Source organism: Pseudomonas sp. B3(2017) (assembly GCF_002113595.1).
In the GTDB taxonomy this organism is placed as follows: domain Bacteria; phylum Pseudomonadota; class Gammaproteobacteria; order Pseudomonadales; family Pseudomonadaceae; genus Aquipseudomonas; species Aquipseudomonas ekonensis.
In genome coordinates this window covers 136,383-157,081 of record NZ_NEIU01000009.1, presented here as the reverse complement: position 1 = coordinate 157,081, position 20,699 = coordinate 136,383, and the positions used below count along the sequence as shown (strand labels likewise).

Annotated in this window: 17 protein-coding genes; 8 read left to right on the top strand and 9 right to left on the bottom strand. The window is 66.8% G+C overall.

All coding sequences use genetic code 11. From position 1 onward, the window contains the following. Positions 1–23: 23 nt before the first annotated feature. Positions 24–1,682 carry a phosphoethanolamine transferase gene (locus CAG33_RS15395; protein ID WP_085585736.1) on the bottom strand — a complete coding sequence of 553 codons (1,659 nt, stop codon included), beginning with the start codon at positions 1,680–1,682 and terminating at the stop codon, positions 24–26. 769 nt (positions 1,683–2,451) lie between these two features. On the opposite strand from CAG33_RS15395, the gene lexA reads away from it, so the two are divergent. From lexA to CAG33_RS15375, 4 genes are read left to right on the top strand one after another with little or no spacing between them, the layout of a single operon-like run. After that, on the top strand, positions 2,452–3,069 hold the full coding sequence (gene lexA, locus CAG33_RS15390) for a transcriptional repressor LexA (RefSeq protein WP_085639156.1): 618 nt from the start codon (positions 2,452–2,454) through the stop codon (positions 3,067–3,069). Continuing rightward, the gene (imuA, locus tag CAG33_RS15385; RefSeq protein WP_085639153.1) at positions 3,069–3,686 is read left to right on the top strand and encodes a translesion DNA synthesis-associated protein ImuA; all 618 of its coding nucleotides are present in this window, start codon (positions 3,069–3,071) and stop codon (positions 3,684–3,686) included. The genes lexA and imuA overlap by 1 nt, the downstream gene beginning before the upstream one ends. Positions 3,687–3,693: 7 nt before the next feature. Continuing rightward, positions 3,694–5,109: a DNA polymerase Y family protein gene (locus CAG33_RS15380; RefSeq protein ID WP_085585742.1), complete on the top strand. Its 1,416-nt coding sequence runs from the start codon at positions 3,694–3,696 to the stop codon at positions 5,107–5,109. Beyond that, the gene (locus tag CAG33_RS15375) at positions 5,106–8,183 is read left to right on the top strand and encodes an error-prone DNA polymerase (protein ID WP_085639150.1); all 3,078 of its coding nucleotides are present in this window, start codon (positions 5,106–5,108) and stop codon (positions 8,181–8,183) included. The genes CAG33_RS15380 and CAG33_RS15375 overlap by 4 nt, the downstream gene beginning before the upstream one ends. A gap of 619 nt (positions 8,184–8,802) precedes the next feature. On the opposite strand, the gene CAG33_RS15370 is transcribed toward CAG33_RS15375, so the two are convergent. From CAG33_RS15370 to CAG33_RS15340, 7 genes are all read right to left on the bottom strand, one after another. Beyond that, positions 8,803–9,465, bottom strand: a complete 663-nt coding sequence (locus tag CAG33_RS15370) for a flavin reductase family protein (RefSeq protein ID WP_085632997.1) — start codon at positions 9,463–9,465, stop codon at positions 8,803–8,805. A gap of 11 nt (positions 9,466–9,476) precedes the next feature. Then, positions 9,477–10,964 (bottom strand): amidohydrolase family protein, encoded by a 1,488-nt coding sequence (locus CAG33_RS15365; protein WP_085639147.1) that lies wholly within the window; start codon positions 10,962–10,964, stop codon positions 9,477–9,479. Further along, positions 10,961–12,157, bottom strand: a complete 1,197-nt coding sequence (locus CAG33_RS15360; RefSeq protein WP_085639144.1) for an amidohydrolase family protein — start codon at positions 12,155–12,157, stop codon at positions 10,961–10,963. The genes CAG33_RS15365 and CAG33_RS15360 overlap by 4 nt, the downstream gene beginning before the upstream one ends. 188 nt (positions 12,158–12,345) lie before the next feature. Continuing rightward, on the bottom strand, positions 12,346–13,398 hold the full coding sequence (locus CAG33_RS15355) for an extracellular solute-binding protein (RefSeq protein WP_085585752.1): 1,053 nt from the start codon (positions 13,396–13,398) through the stop codon (positions 12,346–12,348). A 20-nt stretch (positions 13,399–13,418) separates the two neighbouring features. After that, complete coding sequence (locus CAG33_RS15350; protein ID WP_085585754.1) at positions 13,419–14,207, bottom strand: ABC transporter permease; 789 nt, start codon at positions 14,205–14,207, stop codon at positions 13,419–13,421. Further along, on the bottom strand, positions 14,204–15,121 hold the full coding sequence (locus tag CAG33_RS15345) for an ABC transporter permease (protein WP_085585756.1): 918 nt from the start codon (positions 15,119–15,121) through the stop codon (positions 14,204–14,206). The genes CAG33_RS15350 and CAG33_RS15345 overlap by 4 nt, the downstream gene beginning before the upstream one ends. A gap of 1 nt (position 15,122) precedes the next feature. Then, positions 15,123–16,208, bottom strand: a complete 1,086-nt coding sequence (locus CAG33_RS15340) for an ABC transporter ATP-binding protein (RefSeq protein ID WP_085585758.1) — start codon at positions 16,206–16,208, stop codon at positions 15,123–15,125. A 151-nt stretch (positions 16,209–16,359) separates the two neighbouring features. On the opposite strand from CAG33_RS15340, the gene CAG33_RS15335 reads away from it, so the two are divergent. Both CAG33_RS15335 and CAG33_RS15330 read left to right on the top strand, forming a co-directional pair. After that, positions 16,360–17,049 (top strand): GntR family transcriptional regulator, encoded by a 690-nt coding sequence (locus CAG33_RS15335; RefSeq protein ID WP_085585760.1) that lies wholly within the window; start codon positions 16,360–16,362, stop codon positions 17,047–17,049. Between the two features lie 131 nt (positions 17,050–17,180). Beyond that, positions 17,181–19,292, top strand: a complete 2,112-nt coding sequence (locus CAG33_RS15330) for a PAS domain-containing sensor histidine kinase (RefSeq protein ID WP_085639141.1) — start codon at positions 17,181–17,183, stop codon at positions 19,290–19,292. 15 nt (positions 19,293–19,307) lie between these two features. Here CAG33_RS15330 and CAG33_RS15325 read toward each other — a convergent pair whose 3' ends face one another. Beyond that, entirely contained in the window at positions 19,308–19,829 is a 522-nt protein-coding gene (locus CAG33_RS15325; RefSeq protein ID WP_085639138.1) for a DUF4142 domain-containing protein, read from the bottom strand. Between the two features lie 202 nt (positions 19,830–20,031). Here CAG33_RS15325 and CAG33_RS15320 point away from each other — a divergent pair, with 202 nt between their 5' ends. Beyond that, positions 20,032–20,274, top strand: coding sequence for a DUF465 domain-containing protein (locus tag CAG33_RS15320; protein WP_085639135.1), 243 nt, complete (start codon positions 20,032–20,034; stop codon positions 20,272–20,274). Positions 20,275–20,382: 108 nt separating this feature from the next. After that, complete coding sequence (locus CAG33_RS28515) at positions 20,383–20,556, top strand: hypothetical protein (RefSeq protein ID WP_170930010.1); 174 nt, start codon at positions 20,383–20,385, stop codon at positions 20,554–20,556. The last annotated feature ends 143 nt before the right edge of the window (positions 20,557–20,699 follow it).

Sequence of the window (20,699 nt, the reverse complement as noted above, 5' to 3'; positions counted from 1 at the left end):
GCATTCATCCGCCCCCGCATGGCTCACTGCGCAGCCGTCATCGCCGGCCGGCAGCCGCGGAAGATGTCCAGCCCCGGCTGGTACAGCGAGGTCTTGACTTCGAACAGCCCCAGCACCGAGTGGAACAGGTTGTCGTGGCTCAGGTCCGGCTGGCCGCTTTTGCCTTGCAGGCAGCCACGGTCGATGCCCATTTGCGCCAAGGTATTGTTGCCGAACCACATCACCATCGGCACATGGGTCTGCGCCTCGGGAGCCAGGGCGTAAGGCGCGGCGTGCAGGTACAGGCCGTTCTCGCCCAGGGATTCGCCGTGGTCGGAAACGTACAGCATCGACGTGTCGAGGGTGTCCTGGTTGCGCTTGAGCAGCTCGATCACCTTGGCCAGGAAGTGGTCGGTGTACAGGATCGTGTTGTCGTACACGTTAACCAGTTCCTCGCGGCTGCAACTGCCCAACTGGTTGGTGTGGCAGATCGGCTTGAAGCGTTCCTGCTCCTTCGGATAGCGCTCGTAGTATTCCGGGCCGTGGCTGCCGTCGGCGTGCAGGACGATGATCGCGTGACCCTTGAGGCTGTCGATGTAGCCCTGCAGGTCCGCCAGCAGCGCCTCGTCCAGGCAGTTGTTGCCGTCGCAGAACGGCCCCGGCTGGTTCTTGGCGATATCGCGGTGCGGCACCCGCAGGCAGGTGCCCTTGCAGTCGCTGTTGTTGTCCAGCCACAGCACCTGCACGCCGGCGCGCTGGAGGATGTCGAGCAGGCCTTCGTAGGTCTTGCCTTTCTTGTCGCTGTAGTCCTCGCGGGGGAACATCGAGAACATGCACGGCACCGACACCGCCGTGGACGTGCCGCAGGAGTGCACCTGGGTGAAGTTGAGGATGTCCAGCTTGCTCAGCTCGGGGTTGGTCTCGCGCTCATAGCCGTTGAGCGAGAAGTGGTCGGCCCGGGCGGTTTCGCCGACCACGAACACCATCAGCGACTTCTTCCCGCGGGCGGTGGCCTTGGCGCTCATCACCGCGTCTTCGCCGACGGCCTGCACCACGAAGTGCTTTTTGATCCCCAGCCGCTGCTTGGCGTACTTGCTGATCGCGTAGATGTAGTTGGTCGGGTTGATGAAGTGGGTGAGCTTGTCTTCCTCGCGGAAGATCGGCGCGTAGGTCGAGTAGAACGCACCCACCGACGCGCCGATCACCAGCACGCAGGCCACCATCACCAGCACCTTGTTCAGCAGCCCGCGAAAGAACGGCCGGTACGCCACCGGCCAGCGCCAGATCAGCGCCGCCGGCACCACGCCGAGCACCAGCACATAGGCCAGCAGCTTGCCGCTGAACAGCGCGGAGGCTTCTTCCGGGTTGGTTTCGAACACGTTCTGGATCATCACCGTGTCGATGGTGATGCCGTACTCGTTCATGAAATAGGCGGCGCAGGCCGAGAGCAGGGCGACCAGGGTCAGCGCCGGCTTCAGCGTCCAGCGGAACGACACCAGGGTCAGCAGCAGGGTGATGGCGGCCCACAGGAACAGGCCGAATGAGGCGAAGAACGCCAGCTTGTGTGCGCCCTGCAAGGTGATCAGCGTGCCCAGCGCCTTCCATGTCGCCAGGTTGTACAGCGCCACCAGCGCCAGGGAAAACAGCAGTACCAGACGGGTGGGGGTGATGGACGGTAAACGCAGTCCTTTGCCTGCAGCCATTGGGTTTTTTCCTCTACTCGAATAGAAAACACACGCGGTTCGCGTGCAACTGTAGAAGATCGTTGGTCAAAATTTCGTAAACATCCTGTAATAAACCTTCGGTGATGGTCAGGGTTCATGCGCCAGGACGATGGATGACCAGGATCCTTGTGGGCACAGAACTGCGGCCGCTGCTGAATTCTGTGGGAGCCAGCCTGCTGGCGATGGCGGTGTGCATGGATCCTGCGGACACCGGTGATACCTGTGGGAGCTGGCTTGCCGGCGATGGCGGGGGGCCAGTCACCGCAGATGTCGGCAGTGCCGGCCTCATCGCTGGCAAGCCAGCTCCCACAGGTTTTTGCGGTGGGCACAGAACTGCGGCCGCTGCTGAATTCTGTGGGAGCCAGCCTGCTGGCGATGGCGGTGTGCATGGATCCTGCGGACACCGGTGATACCTGTGGGAGCTGGCTTGCCGGCGATGGCGGGGGGCCAGTCACCGCAGATGTCGGCAGTGCCGGCCTCATCGCTGGCAAGCCAGCTCCCACAGGTTTTTGCGGTGGGCACAGAACTGCGGCCGCTGCTGAATTCTGTGGGAGCCAGCCTGCTGGCGATGGCGGTGTGCATGGATCCTGCGGACACCGGTGATACCTGTGGGAGCCGGCTTGCCGGCGATGGCGGGGGGTCAGGCAACAGAGATGTCGGCAGTGCCGGCCTCATCGCTTGCAGGCAAGCTCCTACAGGTTTTGGCCTGACTGACGGTCGTTGCCAGAAAAACCCCGGTGGAGTACAAATGTACTCCATGACGACCCTGACTCCCCGCCGTACCGCCATCCTGACCTTCATCCGCGAACGCATCGCCGAACACGGTCAGCCCCCGAGCCTCGCTGAAATCAGCGAGGCTTTTGGTTTCGCCTCCCGCAGCGTGGCGCGCAAGCATGTGCTGGCGCTCACCGAAGCCGGGTTCATCGAGGTCAATCCGCATCAGGCCCGGGGCATCCGCCTGCTCAACCAGCCGCCGCGTCCGGAGCTGCTGGACGTGCCGGTGCTGGGCCGGGTGGCAGCGGGTGCGCCTATCGGCGCCGACGCCGAGGTCCACAACCGCCTGATGCTCGACCCGGCGCTGTTCGCCCGCGCACCGGACTACCTGCTGCGGGTGCAGGGCGACTCGATGATCGAGGACGGCATCCTCGACGGCGACCTGGTGGGCGTGCGGCGCAACCCCGAGGCGCTCAACGGCCAGATCGTGGTGGCGCGCCTCGACGGCGAGGTCACCATCAAGCGTTTCGAGCGGGTCGGCGATGAAGTCCGCCTGCTGCCGCGCAACCCCGCGTACCGGCCCATCGTGGTGCGGGCCGACCAGGACCTGGCCATCGAAGGGGTGTTCTGCGGCCTGGTGAGGCAAGGCTGATGGGCGCCGTCGTTGCGTTGGACACGCTGTTCAATGGCGGCCAGGTCTGGAAGGGCCGGCCCGCAGCCCCGGCCGCCAGCCCACAGCCCACCGGCCACCCTGCGCTGGATGCGGCGCTGCCCGGCGGCGGCTGGCCGGAGTCGGCGTTGAGCGAAATCCTGTTCGCAGGCCCCGGCGTCGGCGAGCTGCAACTGGTGTGGCCGACCCTGGCGCGGCTGTCGACGGCGGGCGAGCGCATCGTGCTGGTGGCGCCGCCGTTCGTGCCGTACCCCCAGGCCTGGGCCAATGCCGGCGTCGATCTGCGCCAGTTGTCGGTGATCCGGGCCGGCGAGCGCGAGGCCCTGTGGGCGGCGGAGCAATGCCTGCGCTCGGGCAGTTGCGGCGCGGTGCTGTGCTGGCCGCACAAGGCCGATGACCGGGCGCTGCGGCGCTTGCAGGTGGCGGCGGAAACCGGCCAGACCCTGGCGTTCGCCTGGCGCCCGTTGAGCGAAGCGGCCAACCCGTCGCCGGCGGCGCTGCGGATCGCCGTCGACGCCCGGCCGGCGCAGCTGCGGGTGCTCAAGTGCCGTGGCGGGCTGGCCCGCACGGCGCCGATCGCCTTTGCCGTGGGGCACTGAGGCCGCCATGCGCTGGGTCTGCATCCTGTTTCCGCAATTGGCGCTCGACGCGGTGCTGCGTCAACGCCCCGATCCCGACCAACCGTTGGCGCTGCTCAGCGGCCCGGCCCAGCGCCGTGTGCTGCAGGCCGTGAACGACGCGGCCAGGGCCCAGGGCCTGCGCCCCGGCCAGTCGATGACCGCCGCCCAGGCCCTGACCCGGGATTTCGCCAGCGCCGAGTACGACATGGCCGAGGTCGAACACTGGCAATGCTTTCTCGCCGCCTGGGCCTACCGCTTCAGCGCGCAGGTCAGCGTGCATTACCCGCGCACCGTGGTGTTCGAGATCGAGTCCAGCCTCGGCCTGTTCGGTTCCTGGGCACAGTTCGAGGCGCTGCTGCGCTCGGAGCTGACGGCGCTGGGCTTTCGCCACCGTATCGTCGCCGCGCCCAACCCGGCGGCGGCGCGGGTGCTGGCCAACGTCGGCGACGGTCTGGTGGTGCCCGACGGCGAAGCCTTGCGCCATCATCTGGGACGGCTGCCCGTCGACCGGGTCGGGCTGGCGCCGAACGTGGCCACGGCGCTGGAGCGCATGGGCCTGCGCCACCTCGGCCAGGTGCAGGCCTTGCCGCGTCAGGCCCTGGCAAGGCGTTTCGAGGCGCAGGTGCTCAAGCACCTGGACACCCTGTTCGGCGCACGGCCGCTGGCGCTGGCGTTCTATCAGCCGCCGGACCGCTTCGACGTACGCATCGAGCTCAATTTCGACGTGCAGTCCCATCAGGCGCTGCTGTTCCCGTTGCGCCGCCTGACCGCCGACCTGGCGGCGTTCCTCTGCGGCCGCGACAGCGGTGTGCAGCGGTTCGACCTGCACCTTGAGCATGCCGGCCTGCCGGACACGTTGATCAAGGTCGGCCTGCTCAGCGCCGAGCGCGATCCGGCGATGCTGTTCGAACTGGCCCGCGGGCGCCTGGAACAGGTGCAGGTCGAGGCGCCGGTTCGCGGGTTTCGCCTGTGCGCCGAGGACCTGCCCGACTTCGTGCCCCAGCATCAGGAGCTGTTCGACGAGCGTCCCCAGCAGACCTTGCCCTGGGAACAGCTGCGCGAACGCCTGCGCGCCCGGCTGGGGGACGACGCGGTGCAGGGCCTGCGTTTCCAGGCCGATCACCGCCCCGAATGCGCATGGCAAACCGGTGTCGACAAACTGCCTTGCGCGCCGCTGCCGGGCGTGCACCGTCCGGGCTGGTTGCTGGACGAGCCGCAGGCGGTGCCCGAGGGGGCGGCGCGGATCCTCATGGGCCCGGAGCGCATCGAATCCGGCTGGTGGGACGGTGACGACGTGCGCCGCGACTACTACCTGATCCAGAACCGCGCCGGGCAGCAGGGCTGGGCCTACCGGACGGTGGGCGAGGGCGGTCCGCTGTGGCTGCAGGGCTGGTTCGCATGAGCGACGGCTACGCCGAACTGCACTGCCTGTCGAACTTCAGTTTCCAGCGCGGTGCCTCCAGTGCGCTGGAGCTGTTCCAACGGGCGAAGCAGCAGGGCTACCAGGCCCTGGCGATCACTGACGAATGCACCTTGGCCGGGATCGTCCGGGCCTGGCAGGCGGCCAAGTCCGTGGAGCTGCCGCTGATCATCGGCAGCGAGGTGCGCATCGACCAGGGTCCGAAACTGGTGCTGCTGGTGGAGACCCTCGAAGGCTATCAGGCCCTGTGCGGCCTGATCACCCGTGCCCGGCGGCGCACGCAGAAAGGCTGCTATCAGGTGCTGCGCGAGGACTTCAGCGAGCCGCTGCCGGGGTTGCAGGCGCTGTGGGTACCGGACGCCACCGATGACATCGAAGAAGGCCGCTGGCTGCGGCAGGCCTTCGGCGAGCGCCTGTGGCTGGCGGTGCAGCTGCATTGCGGGCAGGACGACCGCCAACGGCTGGCGGCGTTGCTGGAACTGGCCGACGGGCTGGGCATCCCGGCGCTGGCCAGCGGCGACGTGCACATGCACGCCCGTGGCCGCCGGGCGTTGCAGGACACCATGACCGCGATCCGCCACCACGTCCCGGTGGCCGAGGCCGGGCTGCGCTTGCACCCCAACGGCGAGCGGCACCTGCGCAGCCTCGACGCGCTGCGCGGGCTCTATCCGCCGGCCCTGCTGCAAGCCTCGGTGGATCTGGCTCGGCGCTGCACCTTCGACCTGGGGCAGTTGCAGTACCGATACCCGCAAGAGCTGGTGCCCGACGGGCACACCGGCCGTTCCTGGCTGCGGCGACTGACCAAGGACGGCATCGCCTGGCGCTGGAAAAAAGGGGCGCCCTACAAGGTGCTGAGGCAGATCAACAAGGAACTGAAACTGATCGCCGAGCTGGGTTACGAAAGCTACTTCCTCACCGTCCACGACGTCGTGAGGTTCGCCCGCGATCAGCGCATCCTCTGCCAGGGCCGCGGCTCGGCGGCCAACTCGGCGGTGTGCTTTGCCCTGGGCATCACCGAGATCGACCCGGACCGCACCACGCTGCTGTTCGAGCGTTTCATGTCCAAGGAGCGCAACGAGCCGCCGGACATCGACGTGGACTTCGAGCACGAACGCCGCGAAGAGGTCCTGCAGTATGTGTTCCGCCGTTACGGCCGCAGCCGCGCCGCATTGACGGCGGTGGTCAGCACCTACCACGCCGCCGGCGCCGTGCGCGACGTGGCCAAGGCCCTGGGCCTGCCGCCGGATCAGGTCAACGCGCTGGCCGACTGCTGCGGCCACTGGAGCGACGACGTGCCGCCGGTCGAGCGTTTGCGCGAAGGCGGGTTCGACCCGGACAGCCCGATCCTGCGCCGGGTGCTGAGCCTGACCGGGCAACTGATCGGCTTCCCCCGGCACTTGTCGCAGCACCCCGGCGGGTTCGTGATTTCCCAAGAGCCGCTGGACACCCTGGTGCCGGTGGAGAACGCCGCCATGGCCGACCGCACGGTCATCCAGTGGGACAAGGACGACCTCGACGCGGTCGGGCTGCTCAAGGTCGACATCCTCGCCCTCGGCATGCTCAGCGCGATCCGCCGTTGCTTCGACCTGCTGCGCCGCCACCGCAACAGGGACCTGAGCCTGGCGACGATTCCGGCCGATGACCGGCCGACCTACGACATGATCAGCCGCGCCGACACCATCGGCGTGTTCCAGATCGAGTCGCGGGCGCAGATGTCGATGCTGCCCCGGTTGCGGCCGCAGAACTTCTACGACCTGGTGATCGAGGTGGCCATCGTCCGCCCGGGGCCGATCCAGGGCGGGATGGTGCATCCGTACCTGCGCCGCCGGAACAAGGAGGAAAAGGAAACCTATCCGTCACCGGAACTGGAGACGGTGCTCAAGCGCACCCTCGGCGTGCCGCTGTTCCAGGAGCAGGTGATGCAGATCGCCATCGTCGCGGCCGACTACAGCCCCGGCGAGGCCGACCAGCTGCGCCGCTCCATGGCCGCGTGGAAGCGTCATGGCGGGCTGGAGCCGCACAAGGAACGGCTGGCCGCCGGCATGAAGAAGAACGGCTACTCGCCGGAGTTCGCCGCGCAGATCTTCGAACAGATCAAGGGTTTCGGCAGCTACGGGTTTCCCGAGTCCCATGCCGCCAGCTTCGCCTTGCTCACCTATGCCAGTTGCTGGCTCAAGTGCCACGAGCCGGCGGCGTTCGCCTGTGCGCTGATCAACAGTTGGCCGATGGGGTTCTACAGCCCGGACCAGATCCTCCAGGACGCCCGACGGCATCATTTGCAGATCCGCCCGGTGGACGTGCGCGCCAGCGACTGGGATTGCGGCCTGGAACCCATGGCCGGCGGGCAGCCGGCGATCCGCATGGGGTTGCGCCTGGTCAAGGGCTTTCGCGAAGAGGACGCCCGGCGCATCGAGGCGGCGCGGGAGCGGGGCGCCTTCGCCGACCTCACCGACCTGGGCGGACGGGCAGGGCTCGACAGCCGGGCCCTGGCGTTGCTGGCGGACTGCGGGGCGTTGCGCGGGCTGGCGGGCCACCGCCACCGGGCGCGCTGGGAAGTGGCCGGGGTGCAGGCGCAGCTTGGGCTGTTCGCCGGGTTGCTGGGGCAGGATGAACCGGAAGTCGTGCTGCCCAAGCCCAGCGTCGGCGAAGACCTGCACGCCGATTACGCCACCCTCGGCACCACCTTGGGGCCGCATCCGCTGGCGTTGCTGCGCGATGAGCTGAGGGCGCGGCGGTGCCGCAGTTCGCGGGAGTTGCAGGAGGTCGAGCACGGCCGGCCGGTCAGCATCGCCGGGCTGGTGACCGGACGCCAACGGCCGGGCACCGCCAGCGGCGTGACCTTCGTCACCCTCGAGGACGAGTTCGGCAACGTCAACGTGGTGGTCTGGCGCGACCTGGCCGACCGCCAGCGCCGGGTGCTGGTGGGCTCGCAACTGCTCAAGGTCGATGGCCGCTGGGAGCGCGAGGGCGAGGTGCGCCACCTGATCGCCGGACGGCTGAGCGACCTGAGCCCGCTGCTCAACGGCATCCGCGTGCAGAGCCGCGACTTCCACTGAGCCGGCCCAAAAAACTGTGGGAGCTGCGGTGCCCGCAACATTCAGGTTCACCCCAAAACCTGTAGGAGCTTGCCTGCAAGCGATGAGGCCGGCACAGCCGACATCCCTGTTGCCTGACCCACCGCCATCGCCAGCAGGCTGGCTCCCACAAGGGATCTCGGGTGTCCGCAGGATCATGTTCACCCCAAAACCTGTAGGAGCTTGCCTGCAAGCGATGAGGCCGGCACAGCCGACATCCCTGTTGCCTGACCCACCGCCATCGCCAGCAGGCTGGCTCCCACAAGGGATCTCGGGTGTCCGCAGGATTCATGTTCACCCCAAAACCTGTAGGAGCTTGCCTGCAAGCGATGAGGCCGGCACAGCCGACATCCCTGTTGCCTGACCCACCGCCATCGCCAGCAGGCTGGCTCCCACAAGGGATCTCGGGTGTCTGCAAGATCCAGGCACACCACAAAACCTGTGGGAGCTGGCTTGCCAGCGATGAGGCCGGCACAGCCGACATCTCTGTTGCCTGACCCATCGCTATCGCCAGCAGGCTGGCTCCCACAAAGGATCAGTCCATGTACACCACCAACCTTGTGGGAGCTGACAAGCCCGTTCCCACAAGGCACGGCGGCGGTCATTCGGCCGAAGGCCAAAGCCTTTCGCCGCCGCCCGGCGCTTCGGTCCAGGCCTGCAGCGAGCGGGTCGGCAGGTCGAAGTAGTCGCGGGTGCGGGCGTAGCCGTGGCCGCCCATGCGGCCGATGGCGTCCAGGCCCAGTTGGTCGATATACAGGGTCTTGGGGTCGATCAGTTCGTCGCGCACATGGGCCATCAGCACTTCGCCCAGGATGATTTCCCGGGACTGGCCGATGGACAGCGCCATCATCCGCCGGCATTCCAGCGCCACCGGCGCCTCGCCGATGCGCGGGCATTTGACCGTGGTGCCGGCGATGGCGGTCAGGCCGGCGGCGGTCAGTTCGTCGAAGCCCGGCGCGAAGGGCACGGCGCAGACGTTCATGGCCTCCACCAGGGCATCGCTGACGATGTTCACGGTGAACTCTTGATTCAGCTGGATGTTGCGGGTGGTGTCCTTGGGGCTCTGATCCTGATAGTTCTCCACGCCCAGGGCCAGGATCGGCGGGTCCGCCGACAGCGCATTGAAGAAGCTGAACGGCGCGGCGTTGACCCGGCCTTCGCCGTCCACGGTGGTGACCAGCGCAATCGGCCGGGGCACCACGCTGCCGATGAGGATCTTGTACTTTTCCCGCGGGCTGAGTCGGCTGAAATCGAAGCTGTGCATGGCAGAAATCTCTAAGGAAGGGGATCGATGGCGCTCAAGGGCGCGTCGGCGCTGTAGTCGTCGGCGAACGGGATGGCCGGGCGGAACAGGGTTTTCCAGTCCGGTCGGCCGAAGGCCCGGTCGCTGTGGCTGCGCATCAGTTTTTCGTATTGGCGCTGGGCCTGGCGCTGCAGGGACGGGTAGTCCACGCCAATGACCTGGCCGTCGCGCATCACGCAGCGACCGTCGATGTAGCTGGCGATGCAGTCGTCGCCGCGTCCGGCCAGCAGCAGGTTCTTCAGCGGGTCGAACAGTGGCCCCAGGTGCATCCCGCGCAGGCTGAACACGGTGATGTCGGCCTTGGCGCCCGGCGCGAGCCGGCCGAGGTCGTCGCGGCCCAGCGCCTGGGCGCCGCCGAGGGTGGCGGCGTTGTACAGGTCCAGGCCGCAGGTCAGCGAGGGGCCGCCCTCCATCAGCCGGGCGATGTTCAGGCCGTGGCGCATGTTCGACAGCAAGTCCGCCGGCCAGGTGTCGGTGCCGAGGGCGAAGTTGACGCCTCGGGCCCGGTGGCGCCCGAACGAGTCCAGCGCTTCGCCGTCCCGGACGAACACCAGCGGGCAATGCACCAGGCTCGCGCCGCCGTCGATCAGCCGTTGCAGGTCGTCGTCGCCACGGGTGTAGATGCCGTGGGGCAGCAGGCTGCGCGGGGTCAGCAGGCCGAGCCGTTGCAGCCAGCCCAGCGGCGAGGTGCCGTGCAAGCGCTCGACCATCGCCACTTCCCCGGGCGCCTGACAGCAGTGCAGGCGCACCGGCGCGTTCAGTTCGCGGCTCAGTGCGGCGGTGCGTTGCAGCAGTGCCGGGGTGCAGGTCTGGATGCGATCGGGCAGCAGGGCGCCGCGGATCAGCCCGTCATGGGCGCCGTCGAAATCCTTGAAGAACCGCTCGGCGTCATCGAGCCCGGCCAGGCCCCGGCCTTCGTCCCAGTGATGGGCGAGGGTGCCGTCGGCGCGCCAGTAACTCATGCCGCTCATGTAGCAGGGGCCCAGGTAGGTGCGCAGGCCCAGTTCGGCGGCGACGCCTGTGACCGCCGCAAACTCGTCGTAGCGCTCCGCCCATTCGCGGTAGTACATCGAGGTGATCGGCATCGCCGTGGTGATGCCGTTGCGGATCAGTTGGGTGAAGGCGTAGCGGTACTTGAAGACCTCTTCGTCGGCGCTGAACGACTCCCGCGGACCGGCCGCCAGGTAGTCCGCCGACCACATGCGGCCCATGGCGCGCTCGTCGCCGTTGTCGAGGGTCAGCACCGTGGAGTCGAGGTCGCCGAGGGCGTCGAGGTCGATGAAGCCGGGACCGATCAGGGCATTGCCGTAATCGGTCCAGCTGTCCACCGGCCCCGGATAACCGCGCCCGACGAACACGATGCGAGAGCCTTCGAACACCACCTCGCCGTCGCGCCACAGCACATGCCGCGTGCCGTCGAAGCCGACCACGCAAGCGGCCTTCAGGCCCGAGCGCTTCACAAGCGGCTGCCCAGCAGGCGGCCGCCGTCGGCGATCAGTTCGCCGCCCCGGTAGACTTGCCGCACCGGCCGCGCCACCACCGCCTCGCCGAGGGTCTCCACCGGCATCAGCAGAAAGTCGGCCGCCCGGCCGATGCCGAAGCCATGCCCCTCGACGCCCAAGGCGCGGGCCCCGTTGACCGTGGCTGCGTCGAACGCCGCGGCCAGTTCCTCGTCCTTGTTCAGGTCGAACCGGAACGCCAGCAGCATCGCCCGTTCCAGCATGTCGCCGTTGCCCATCGGCGACCACGCGTCGCGGATGCCGTCCGAGCCCAGGCACACGTTGACCCCGACCTCACGCAGGGCCAGGAACGGCGGCACCGGGCAATCGGCCGGCGCCGAGCTCATCAGCGAAATCCCCAGCGCCGCCAGCCGTTCGGCCACCGGCCGGACCTGGCTCCACGGCAGCATGCCCAGGCAATAGGCGTGGCTGATCATCACACCGCCCTGCAGGCCGAAGCGTTCGGTGAAGTCGGCGATCCGGGCGATCTGCCACAGGCCCAGCTCGCCCTTGTCGTGCAGGTGAATGTCGACGCCGCGCCCGAATTCGGCGGCCAACGAAAACACGAAGTCCAGTTGCGCGATGGGGTCGTTGTCGATGCCGCAGGGGTCGAGGCCGCCGACGTTCTCCACGCCCAGGGCCATGGCTTCGCGCATCAGGTCGGCGGTGCCGGGGCGGCTGATCAGGCCGGTCTGCGGGAACACCACCAGTTGCAGGTCGATCAGGTCGTTGTAGCGTTCGCGCAGTTGCAGCATGGCTTCGACATGGCGCAGGCCGAATTCCGGGTCGATGTCGACGTGGCAGCGCATCGTCAGCGAACCGCGGGCGATGCAGTTCTCCAGCAGGGCCCCGGCGCGTACGGCGATCGGCGCGCGAACCTCGCGCAGCACCCGGCGTTCGTTGGCGATGTAGTCCTTGAGGGTCGGGCCTGCGCTGTTCGGGCGCCAGGGCTGGCCGTAGAGGGTCTTGTCCAGGTGGACGTGGCTTTCCACCAGGCTAGCGGTCAGCAGGCGGTGCTTGCCGTCGATGTCGGTGGCGGCCAGGGGCGCCGGGGACGCTGCGCGGCGCTGGGTGAAGCGGCCGTCCTCGATCAGCAGGTCTTCGGCGGGGGCGCCGTAGGGGCGTACGTTTCTGAGCCAGCGGGGGTGGGACATTTCATACCTCTATTTCGATGTTGTCGGGGCGGGCCTCATCGCTCGCAAGTCGAGTCGTCGCACCGCAGCTCCAGGCCTGTGGTGCCTGGACTGACGCCATCGCCAGCAAGCCGGCTCCCACAGGGGAATGTGCGCAAACCCAGGCTCCTGTGGGAGCGAGCCTGCCCGCGATGGCCGCGATGCGGTCTTCAGCCCTTGAGCTTGGACCAGATGCGGTCCTGCAGCTCCCGCGCCTTGTTGCTGCATTCCTTTTCCGGGCGCAGGCGCGAGGCGTATTCGTCGGGCATGTTGATGGCGTCCATGACCTTCCATTTCGCGTCGAGCAACTGATCGCTCTGGATGCCGTTGGCGTAGGCGATGGCGTTGGACACGGCGGCGGCGTTTTCCGGTTTCATCATCCAGTCGATGAAGATCTTCGCGTTGCCCGGGTGCGGCGCGCTCCTGGGCACGGCGAAGTTGTCCTGGAACATCGCCAGGCCTTCGCGGGGGTACACGTAGCGGATGGTGCTCTTCTGCAAGGTGGCGCGGGCGGTGGAGCCGTTCCAGTTCTGCATCATGATCACTTCGCCGGAGGCCATGCGGTCGACGGTGTTGTCGGAGCTGTACATCTTCAGGAACGGCTTCTGCTTCTGCAGCAGCTCCAGGATGCGCTTGGCGTCCTGCGGGTTTTCCGTGCACTCGTCGACGTTCAGGTAATGGCTGGCGGCGTTGATCACGCTGCTGGAGGTGTCGAGGGCGGCGAGCTGGCCTTGCAGTTCCTTGCGCGGTTCGAAGAACTCCTTCCACGAGTCGTCCAGCTTGCCGCCCGGCACCCGCGCGCTGTCGTAGGAGAACCCGGTGGTGCCCCACAGGTACGGCGCCGAGTATTTGCGGCCGGGGTCGAAGCTCGGGTCACGGAACGGCCCTTTGACGTACTGGAAGTTGCTCAGGCCCGGCGCGTCGATCTCCAGCAGCAGGTTCTGCTGGATCAGCGTCTGCATGATCGACTGCGACGGCACGATCACGTCGTACGCCGCGCCGCCGGCCTGCAGTTTGGCCAGCAGGGTCTCGTTGCTGTCGTAGCCGTCCATGGTGACCTTGATGCCGGTTTCTTTCTCGAACTTGGCCAGCAGATCCACCGGGTAGTAGTCGGTCCAGTTGTAGAAGAACAGCTCCTTGGGCTCGGCGGCGTGGGCGCCGAACGCGGTGAGACAACTCAGGGCCAAACCGGATACCGCCAGACGCATGCCTTTGGTTTTCATGAGAGCGCTCCAGGTTTTCTTCATTGTTGTTTGCCGCGCTGGCCCAGCCAGAAGGCCAGCACCACCAGCACGATGGAAATCACCAGCATCAGGGTCGAGATCGCGTTGATCTCCGGGGTCACGCCGGCCTTGATCGCCGAGAAGATGTACACCGGCAGCGTGGTGGAACCGGGGCCCGCGACGAAGAAGGTCATGATGAAATCGTCGAGGCTGACCACGAACGCCAGCACGGCGCCGGACAGCACCGCCGGCCACAGCAGCGGCAGGGTCACGCGGCGGAACACCTGCCACGGGTTGGCGTACAGGTCATTGGCCGCCTCCAGCAGGCTCCGGTCCAGATCGTTGAGGCGCGCGCGGATCGGCAGGTAGGCGAACGGGATGCAGAAGCCGATGTGCGCCACGATCACCGTCAGCAGGCCGAGCTTGATCCCCAGCGACATGAACAGCAGCAAGGTCGCCACGGCGGTGACGATCTCCGGCAGGATCAGCGGCAGGTTGATCCCGCCCTCGACCATCTTCTGCCCGTAGAACGGCCGGCAGGTGGCCAGCGCCGCCAGCAGCGCGATGGCCGTGGCGCATACCGTGGCGATGGCCGCGACGATCACCGAGTTCAGCGCCGCCGTCTGGATCGACGGGTTGGCCAGGATCCGCCCGTACCAGGCGAAGGAGAACTCGGTCCACACCGTCGCCGAACGGTTGGCGTTGAAGCTGTAGACGATCAGCACCAGGATCGGCAGATACAGGTAGGCCAGGATCAGCAGGCTGATCTCCCGGGTGGCGGGCAGTTTCTTCAGGTGCAGGGCGATCATGGGCGGGCTCCCCGGTGGAGGTTCTTGGCCGCGTTGCGGCTGTAGAGGGCGTACAGCACCAGCGACAGCAACAGGATCCCCAGCAGCAGGAACGACAGCGAACTGCCCAGGGGCCAGTTGCGTGCGGTGCCGAACTGCTGCTGGATCAGGTTGCCGATCATCAGCGTCTTGCCGCCGCCCAGGATCGCCGGGGTGATGAACGCCCCCAGGCTCGGCACGAACACCAGCAGGGCGCCGGCGATCACGCCGGGCATCGACAGCGGCAGGATGATCCGGCGCAGCGCGTGCCAGCGGTTGGCGCCCAGGTCGTAGGCGGCCTCCACCAGGCGCCAATCGAGTTTCTCCAGGGTCGAGTAGATCGGCAGGATCATGAACGGCAGGAAGCTGTAGACCAGCCCGACGCTGACCGCGAAGTCGTTGTAGAGCAGGGTGATGCCGCCGGCCTGGGGCAACAGCGCGTTGAGGCTCTGGGCGACCCAGCCCTGCTCGCGCAGGATGATCAGCCAGGCGTAGTTGCGGATCAGCAGGTTGGTCCAGAACGGAATGGTGATGAGCAACACCATCAGGTTGCGCCGGCGCGGGGTCAGGCTCGACATCCACAGCGCCACCGGAAAGCCGAACAGGAAGCACAGCACCGTGGTGCCGCCGGCCTGGAACACTGAGCGCAGCAGGGCCTGGGCGTACACCCAGTTCAGTTCGAGACCGCCGTCGAAGCCTTCCTGGAAAAACAGCTGCACGTAGCTTTGCAGTTGCCAGTCGGCTTGCCAGTCGACGCCGCCGTAGAGGTTGCGCGGCAACAGGCTGATATAGCCCATGATCCCCAGCGGAATGGCGATCAGGGCAAGCAGGGTCAACACCACCGGGCTGAGCAGCAGCGCGCGGTTGAGGGTCGGGGACGTGCCGGTGACGCTCATCTCAGGCCTCCATCAGCAGGCAGGCCTGGGGCGGCAGGTGCACCGCCACGCGCTCGCCGACGCCGCGGCCCTGGTGCAGGCCTTCGTTGTTCTCGCGCAGCATGACCTTGATGTCGTTGTTCAACCGGCACTGGTACAGCGTGGCGGTGCCGACGTACAGCACCGCCTCGATCACCCCGCCCAGGTGATGGGGCTCGTGGGGTGCGACCAGCCGCGAGCGCTCCGGGCGGAACGCCAACTGCACGCTGGCGCCGTCGACGCCCTGGGGCGGGCAGGGAATCTCCACCGGCATGCCGTCGGGCACGAACAGGTTCTCGTTGCGCTCGCCGCGCTTGAGCCGGCCGGGGAGGAAGTTGATGTCGCCGATGAACTGGGCGACGAAACGGTGCTGCGGGCGTTCGTAGATCTCAGTGGGCGTGCCGATCTGCAGGATCTTGCCGGCCGACATCACCGCGATGCGGTCGGACAGGGTCAGGGCCTCTTCCTGGTCGTGGGTGACGAAGATGAAGGTGATGCCGGCTTCCTGCTGCACGCGCTTGAGCTCGACCTGCATTTCCTTGCGCAGCTTCAGGTCCAGCGCCGACAGCGGCTCGTCCAGCAGCAGGACTTTCGGCTTGGGCGCCAGGGCCCGGGCCAGGGCCACGCGCTGCTGCTGGCCGCCGGACAGCTGCGCCGGCTTGCGCCCGGCCAGGTGCTGCATCTGCACCAGCGCGAGCATCTCTTCGACGCGGTCGGGGATCAGCTTGCGCTCAAGGCCCTGCATCTCGAGGCCGAAGGCGATATTCTGCGCAACACTCATGTGCGGAAACAGCGCGTAGCTCTGGAACACCGTGTTGACCCGGCGCTTGAACGGCGGCAAGTCGTTGACCGGCTCGCCGGCCAGGCGGATCTGGCCTTCGCTGACGTGCTCGAACCCGGCGATGGTGCGCAGCAGGGTGGTCTTGCCGCAGCCGGACGGACCGAGGAGGGTGAAGAATTCGTTGTCGGCGATGTTCACCGACACATTGTCGAGAGCCGGCGCCAGGCCGGGGTCTTCGGAGTACCGCTTGGAGACGTTGCGCACTTCAATTGCTATTGGTTGACCCATAATGGTGCAATCCTCTAATTATTGTATGCAATATCTGAATGCAATTTAGAAATACCCGGATTAATCTGGCTGTGCAACCCCCTTTTTCCGCGGCTGCGCTTTTTGGCAAGCAGCGCCGACGGACCGTTGCCGGCACTGAAGGAGCTTTGCAATGACCGAGAAAAAACCGGAAACCTTGGTCGACCGCGTCTACCAAGGGGTTTACGAGGCGATCAGCAAGCGCTCGCTGCGCCCCGGCATGAAGCTGGGCGAGGCGTCGCTGGCGGAACTGTTCAATGTCAGCCGCACGTCGGTTCGTGCGGCGCTCAAACAACTGGAGGCCGACGGCCTGGTCACCACCGAGCCCAATAAAGGTGCGTCGGTGTCGCTGCCCAGCGACGAAGAGATCCGTTCCCTGTTCGAAACCCGGCGGCTGGTGGAGATCGGCATCGTCACCGAGCTGTGCCGGCGCAAGGACACGGCGGCGATGCAGGACCTGCGCGACCACCTGCTGCTGGAGGACGAAGCCCATCAGGCCGGCGACCACGAGCGGTTGATCCACCTGCTCGGCGAGTTCCACATCAAGTTGGCCCGCAGCCTGAACAACCCGGTGCTGCTGGACTGGTTCCAGAAACTGATCTCCCGCGCCTCGCTGTACGCGGCCGCCCTGGACGACGACAGCCACGAAGCCTGCCGCGACGACGAGCACCTGCGGTTGATCGAGTACATCGAGGCCGGCAACCAGAGCGCCGCCGTCGAACTGACCTGCATGCACCTCAACGGCATCCAGAAGGCCATCCTCGACGTGGCGGCCCGGATCAAGACCGGCTATCACCCGCTCAAGCACTTGATCGAAGTCTGAAGGCCGGGGCGGGGGAAATCGGCTATACCTCTTATGCAACCATTTGCGGCGCGGGAGGTTCGAAACACAGGGGCGTGGCGTCACCGGGCGTTGCGATTGATCGGACTCACCACAGAGTGTTGAATCGGGCGATGCAGTTTCTATCCGACAACCATGGATGCGATGGCTGGAAAGGTGAAATGGCCGGGCGCATCCGTGCCTTTGACTGGGGCCGAACCGGTCTGGGCTCCCTCGAGACCTGGCCGGCCAGCCTGTGCAGCACGGTGCGGCTGATGCTCGCCTCGCCGTTGCCGATGGTCATGCTCTGGGGCCGTGACGGCTACATGATCTACAACGATGCCTATTCGCGGTTCGCCGGCGGACGCCACCCGTACCTGCTGGGTACGCCCGTGGAACTGGGCTGGCCGGAAGTCGCCGACTTCAACCGCCACGTGGTCGACACCTGTCTGGCCGGCGGCACCCTGGAATACCGCAACAAGGATCTGGTGCTGTTGCGCGACGGCGTGCCCGAAGACGTCTGGCTCGACCTCTACTACAGCCCGGTGGCCGACGACCGGGGCGCGCCGGCGGGGGTGATGGCGATGGTGGTCGAGACCACCGAGCTGGTGCTGTCCGAGCGCCTGCGCCAGGCCGCCGAGGACGCCTACCGCGCCGACAACGAACGGGTGCGCCTGGCGCTCAACGCCGGGGCGCTGCTGGGCTCCTTCGTGTGGGACGTGAAGAACGACGTGCTGTCGGCCGACGAGCGTTTCGCCCGCACTTTCTCCTATCCGTCGGGCCAGGACCTGACCAACCTGCCGCAGCACATCGCCGAAGCCCACATCCATCCCGACGACCGCGTCTGGGTCGCCGAGTGCGTCGAGCAGGCAGTGCTCACCGGCGAACCCTACAACGCCGAGTACCGGGTGCTGCGCGCCGACGGCAGCTTCCTGTGGGTGCTGGCCAGCGGCGCCTGCGAATTCAACGAACGGGGCGAGGCGTTCCGCTTCCCCGGCGTGCTGATCGATATCCATGAGCGCAAGACCGCCGAAGAGTCCTTGCTCAAGTTCACCCGCAACCTCGAGCAGCGGGTGGCCGCCGAAGTCGAGGCGCGGCTGGCGGCCGAGGAGCAGTTGCGCCAGTCGCAGAAGCTGGAGGCCATCGGCGGGCTGACCGGCGGCGTGGCCCACGACTTCAACAACCTGCTGCAAGTGATCGCCGGCAACCTCAACCTGCTGGCCCGGCACGAGCGCGACAACCCCAACGTACAGCGTCGGGTCAACGCCTCGCTGGCGGCGGTGGAGCGCGGCGCCAAGCTGTCGTCGCAATTGCTGGCCTTCGCCCGGCGCCAGCCGCTGACGCCGGCGGTGTGCAACCTGGCGGACATCTTCGACGGCCTCGGCGAACTGCTGCAGCGGGCATTGGGCGAGACCATCCGGATCGACGTGCACTTGCCGCACAAGCCCTGGCGGATCAACGTCGACCGCAACCAACTGGAAAACGCCGTGCTCAACCTGGCGATCAACGCCCGGGACGCCATGAAGGGCGAGGGCACGATCACCCTCAGCGCGGACAACCTCACCCTGGATCAGTCGTTCTGCGCCGGCAAGGGCATCCTGCCGGGGGATTTCGTGCGGATGTCGGTGGGCGACAGCGGCGTCGGGATTGCTGCGAACCTGCTGGAGCAGGTGTTCGAGCCTTTCTTCACCACCAAGGCCGACGGCCAGGGCACCGGGCTCGGGCTGAGCATGGTGTTCGGGTTCGTCAAACAGAGCGGCGGCCATGTGGAGATCGACAGCCGAGTGGGCGAGGGCACGCGGGTGCAATTGTTTTTCCCGCGCAGCCTGCAGCCGCTGCGGGACGAATCGCCGGACGCCGGCCGCCAGCAGCAGGGCGGCCACGAGACCCTGTTGGTAGTCGAGGACAATGACGCGGTGCGCGGCTCCACCGTGGAGCTGCTGCGCGAGGAAGGCTACCGGGTGCTGACCGCCGGCAACGGCGACGCGGCGATGCAGTTGCTGCTCGACGGCGCCTCGGTGCAGCTGATCTTCACCGACGTGGTCATGCCCGGCCTGATCAAGAGCGCCGAGCTGGCCGCCTGGGCCAAGGTGCAGTCGCCGCCGGTGGCAGTGCTGTTCACCTCCGGCTACACCCGCGACATCATCTCGCGCAACCACCAGCTCAGCCCCGACACCCACCTGCTCGGCAAGCCCTACAGCCCCCAGGCGCTGCTGCGGATGATCCGCACGGTGCTCAGCGCCTGAGGCCCGGGGCGCACGTCACTTGCTCGGGTGCTTGGCCTGCAGATCCTTGGCCTGGGCCAGGTGCTTCTCCAGGGCCGGCAGCATCTTCTGGGCGAAGGCCTTGAGCTCGGGGCCGCCCTTGACCTTGTCGTCGGTCACGGTATTGGCTTCTTTCTTGAACAGCTCGATGGCTTCTTCGTGGGCCTTCACCTGATTGTTGGCGTAGGCCGCATCGAAGGATTCGTCGCGCAGTTCGAGGATCTTTTCCTTGGCCTGCTTGGTCAGGGTGGTCTCGTCGGGCACTTCGATGCCGTGGGCCTTGGCGATGGTGGCCAGTTCGTCGTTGGCGTTGCCGTGGTCGGTGATCATCATCGTCGCGAAGGCCTTGATGTCGGCCGAGGCGCTTTTCTCCAGGGCCAGGCGGCTCGCTTCGATCTCCGCGATGCCGCCGGCGGCGGCGTTGTCGACGAAGGTGTTGGAGGTGGCGGCGAAGGCACTGCCCATGCCGGTGCACAGGGCGACGGCCAGGGCCAGGTGACGCAGGTTGAATCCGTCCATTGGTCATTCTCCACGCATTGGTTGTGAGCGTTATTCAGTGGAGGGAGATGGGCCGGCAAAGGTTTGGTCCGGTTGGCGCCAGGGCGACGAACGGTCGTTTGCCGCCTGGCCGGCAGTCGACAGAACCCGCAACCGAGGCCATCCTGATAGCTGGCGAACGCAATAGGGCGTGTTGGCCGCGATCAATTGACGGAGGTGTTCCATGCCGGTTAAGCATGACCTGCTTGCGGATTTGAAGATTACCAAGGAAGCGTTCCAGCAATTACGCACCCAAAGGCCGCATCTGGATTCATTGGCCAGCCAGTATCTGGACATGGACGACGTCGTGGTCAAGGCTGAGAACGCCACCTCGGATGCCCCCAGCGATGACACCTTGAAGAAGCTCAAGGAAAAGCGCTTGCAGATCAAGGACAAGATTGTCCAGGAACTGCAGCGACAGGCCTGAGCCTGGCCGATCCGCCGACCATCGGCGGCGGATCGGCCGGAACGTTGAACCCGCCCGGCACCTCGAATGTTCAGAGCCCGCATGCAGCGGCTCCCGGCGAGGTGCCCCATGAACCGTCCCACCCCCTCCCAAGACAAGTTCCCCAGCGAAGAGCAGGGAACCTACGACCCCGTGCCGACCCACCCTGAACCCAACAGCCCGGCGCACACCTACCGGCATCCGAAACGGGAGCCGGCGGCGGATGAGACCGAGCCGGACAAGCCTCAGACGCCCGGCGCCTGACCGGCCGCCATCGCCAGCAGGCTGGCTCCCACAGGGGATTTCGGGTGTTTGCAGGATCCAGGTACACCACAAAACCTGTGGTAGCAGACCCAACGCCATCGCTGGCAAGCCAGCTCCCACAGTTTTTGTGGTGTGCTTAGATT

What these genes read in the sequence shown, in the direction of transcription:
- CAG33_RS15340 (WP_085585758.1), bottom strand. Translation starts at nt 16,208, where the DNA reads ATGGGTCAACCAATAGCAATTGAAGTGCGCAACGTCTCCAAGCGGTAC.
- lexA (WP_085639156.1), top strand. Translation starts at nt 2,452, where the DNA reads ATGTACTCCATGACGACCCTGACTCCCCGCCGTACCGCCATCCTGACC.
- CAG33_RS15370 (WP_085632997.1), bottom strand. Translation starts at nt 9,465, where the DNA reads ATGCACAGCTTCGATTTCAGCCGACTCAGCCCGCGGGAAAAGTACAAG.
- CAG33_RS15325 (WP_085639138.1), bottom strand. Translation starts at nt 19,829, where the DNA reads ATGGACGGATTCAACCTGCGTCACCTGGCCCTGGCCGTCGCCCTGTGC.
- CAG33_RS15360 (WP_085639144.1), bottom strand. Translation starts at nt 12,157, where the DNA reads ATGTCCCACCCCCGCTGGCTCAGAAACGTACGCCCCTACGGCGCCCCC.
- CAG33_RS15335 (WP_085585760.1), top strand. Translation starts at nt 16,360, where the DNA reads ATGACCGAGAAAAAACCGGAAACCTTGGTCGACCGCGTCTACCAAGGG.
- CAG33_RS15345 (WP_085585756.1), bottom strand. Translation starts at nt 15,121, where the DNA reads ATGAGCGTCACCGGCACGTCCCCGACCCTCAACCGCGCGCTGCTGCTC.
- CAG33_RS15330 (WP_085639141.1), top strand. Translation starts at nt 17,181, where the DNA reads ATGCAGTTTCTATCCGACAACCATGGATGCGATGGCTGGAAAGGTGAA.
- imuA (WP_085639153.1), top strand. Translation starts at nt 3,069, where the DNA reads ATGGGCGCCGTCGTTGCGTTGGACACGCTGTTCAATGGCGGCCAGGTC.
- CAG33_RS15395 (WP_085585736.1), bottom strand. Translation starts at nt 1,682, where the DNA reads ATGGCTGCAGGCAAAGGACTGCGTTTACCGTCCATCACCCCCACCCGT.
- CAG33_RS15355 (WP_085585752.1), bottom strand. Translation starts at nt 13,398, where the DNA reads ATGAAAACCAAAGGCATGCGTCTGGCGGTATCCGGTTTGGCCCTGAGT.
- CAG33_RS15375 (WP_085639150.1), top strand. Translation starts at nt 5,106, where the DNA reads ATGAGCGACGGCTACGCCGAACTGCACTGCCTGTCGAACTTCAGTTTC.
- CAG33_RS28515 (WP_170930010.1), top strand. Translation starts at nt 20,383, where the DNA reads ATGAACCGTCCCACCCCCTCCCAAGACAAGTTCCCCAGCGAAGAGCAG.
- CAG33_RS15320 (WP_085639135.1), top strand. Translation starts at nt 20,032, where the DNA reads ATGCCGGTTAAGCATGACCTGCTTGCGGATTTGAAGATTACCAAGGAA.
- CAG33_RS15380 (WP_085585742.1), top strand. Translation starts at nt 3,694, where the DNA reads ATGCGCTGGGTCTGCATCCTGTTTCCGCAATTGGCGCTCGACGCGGTG.
- CAG33_RS15350 (WP_085585754.1), bottom strand. Translation starts at nt 14,207, where the DNA reads ATGATCGCCCTGCACCTGAAGAAACTGCCCGCCACCCGGGAGATCAGC.